Source organism: Methylobacterium nigriterrae (genome assembly GCF_037106235.1).
GTDB classification, from domain to species: Bacteria; Pseudomonadota; Alphaproteobacteria; order Rhizobiales; family Beijerinckiaceae; genus Methylobacterium; species Methylobacterium nigriterrae.
On the sequence record NZ_JBAWTG010000345.1, the window covers coordinates 1 to 1,666 of the forward strand.

Genomic DNA, 1,666 nt, shown 5'->3' on the forward strand with positions numbered 1-1,666 from the left:
ATTTCCACCCGAGCGGATCGTGTGCTTGACCGAGGAGACGGTCGAGACTCTCTACCTTCTCGGTGAGCAAGATCGCATCGTCGGTGTCTCGGGTTACGCAGTGCGTCCGCCTTCCTCCTGGACTGATCTCACCTGAGCGCTGCCTCGAAAAGACGCGCTACCAGGTCGAGCATGCTGGTCTGACGTGGGACGTAGATGTATTCGAGGGGCCACTCTCCGGGCTGATCCTGGCCGAGGTGGAACTCCAGCATGAGAGCCAGCAGGTTCTGCTTCCACCCTGGGTCACGACTGAGGTCACGGATGACAAGCGCTACCGCAACTCAAGGCTGGTTGGTCGTAAGAGGCCGCCCGGCTTCCGAAGTGCGTGAATCCCAGCCGCGTCCGTTCGCGTAAGCAGCGAATGGGCCTTCTCTTCGTCCTTGCCGTGGGGCTCGTGGCTGGTGTTGTCAGCGGCATCATCGGCACCGGCTCGTCCATCATGCTCGTGCCTGTCCTGGCCTACGTGTACGGGCCGAAGGAGGCGGTGCCGATCATGGCGGTGGCGGCCGTCATGGCGAACGTATCGCGTGTCCTGGCATGGTGGCGCGAGATCGATTGGAGAGCCTTCGCGGCTTATGCCGCACCCGGAGCACTGGCCGCAGCAGTGGGAGCGCGGACACTTCTCATGCTGCCGTCCCGCGCGGTCGATCTTGCCATCGGCGTCTTCCTGCTCTCGATGGTCCCAGTCCGGCACTGGCTCGCGGCCCGCCTGCTACGGCTGCACCTTTGGCACCTTGCGGTAGCGGGTGCTCTGATCGGCTTCCTGACAGGCATCGTGGTCTCGACCGGTCCGATATCGGTCCCGGTCTTCGTCGGCTACGGCTTGGCCAAAGGCGCATTCATCGGCACCGAAGCGGCCGGCTCCCTGGCTGTCTACGCGAGCAAGACGCTCACCTTCCGTGGAGCAGGTGCTCTGCCCACGAGCACACTCCTGAAGGGGCTCGTGGTGGGCTCGTCGCTGATGGGCGGCGCTTTCCTCGCCAAGCCGTTCGTGTTGCGGCTGTCGCCCGACGTGTTCCGGTTCGTGATGGACGGCCTGATGCTGGCGTCCGGGCTCAGCATGCTTTGGGGTGCCGCAGTGATGCGCTGACTGCCGGCTCCGCTGGCGCTGCGCTGGGAGGAGTAGGGTCGCCGCTTTAGGTCGCGGACTCATCGGGATCCTTGTCGTAGCGCGTGGCGACGGCTCGGAAGTGCTTGATCTTGCTGAAGAAGCGTTCGACCAGATTGCGGTGCTTGTACAGGAGCGGGCTGAAGGCCAGCACCTGCTTGCGGTTGGGCATCGGCTTCACGTTCGCCCATGCACCCTGCTCGGCCATCCGGGTCCGCAGCGCGTCGCTGTCCTAGGCCCGATCACCCAGCAGGATCTGCCCCGCGCCCAACCCGCTCAGCATATCCGCAGCCGAGCGCCCATCGTGGGCTTGGCCTTCCGTGATCTTGAGCGCCACGGGACGGCCCTCAGCATCCGCCAGCGCGTGGATCTTGCTCGTCAGACCGCCGCGCGAGCGACCCATGCCACCGGATCGGCTCTCTTTTTTTCTAGGACGGCAAAGTCGGCTGTCTGTTAGCATCTGGAGCTGGGGGCGCCTGATGGAAGGGGTGCCATGTCTCGCATCCAAGTCCGGATCCC

General features: G+C 64.6%; 1 protein-coding gene and 2 pseudogenes. 2 read left to right on the forward strand and 1 reads right to left on the reverse strand.

Annotated elements, in window-relative coordinates; translation table 11 throughout:
* Positions 1 to 112, forward strand: a pseudogene (locus tag WDW90_RS36890) (cobalamin-binding protein); the annotation flags it as partial.
* Between the two features lie 288 nt (positions 113 to 400).
* Positions 401 to 1,129, forward strand: coding sequence for a sulfite exporter TauE/SafE family protein (locus WDW90_RS36895; protein ID WP_336492689.1), 729 nt, complete (start codon positions 401 to 403; stop codon positions 1,127 to 1,129).
* A gap of 46 nt (positions 1,130 to 1,175) precedes the next feature.
* Here the strand turns inward: WDW90_RS36895 and WDW90_RS36900 are convergent.
* Positions 1,176 to 1,607 (reverse strand): annotated as a pseudogene (locus WDW90_RS36900) (IS5 family transposase).
* Positions 1,608 to 1,666 lie beyond the last annotated feature (59 nt).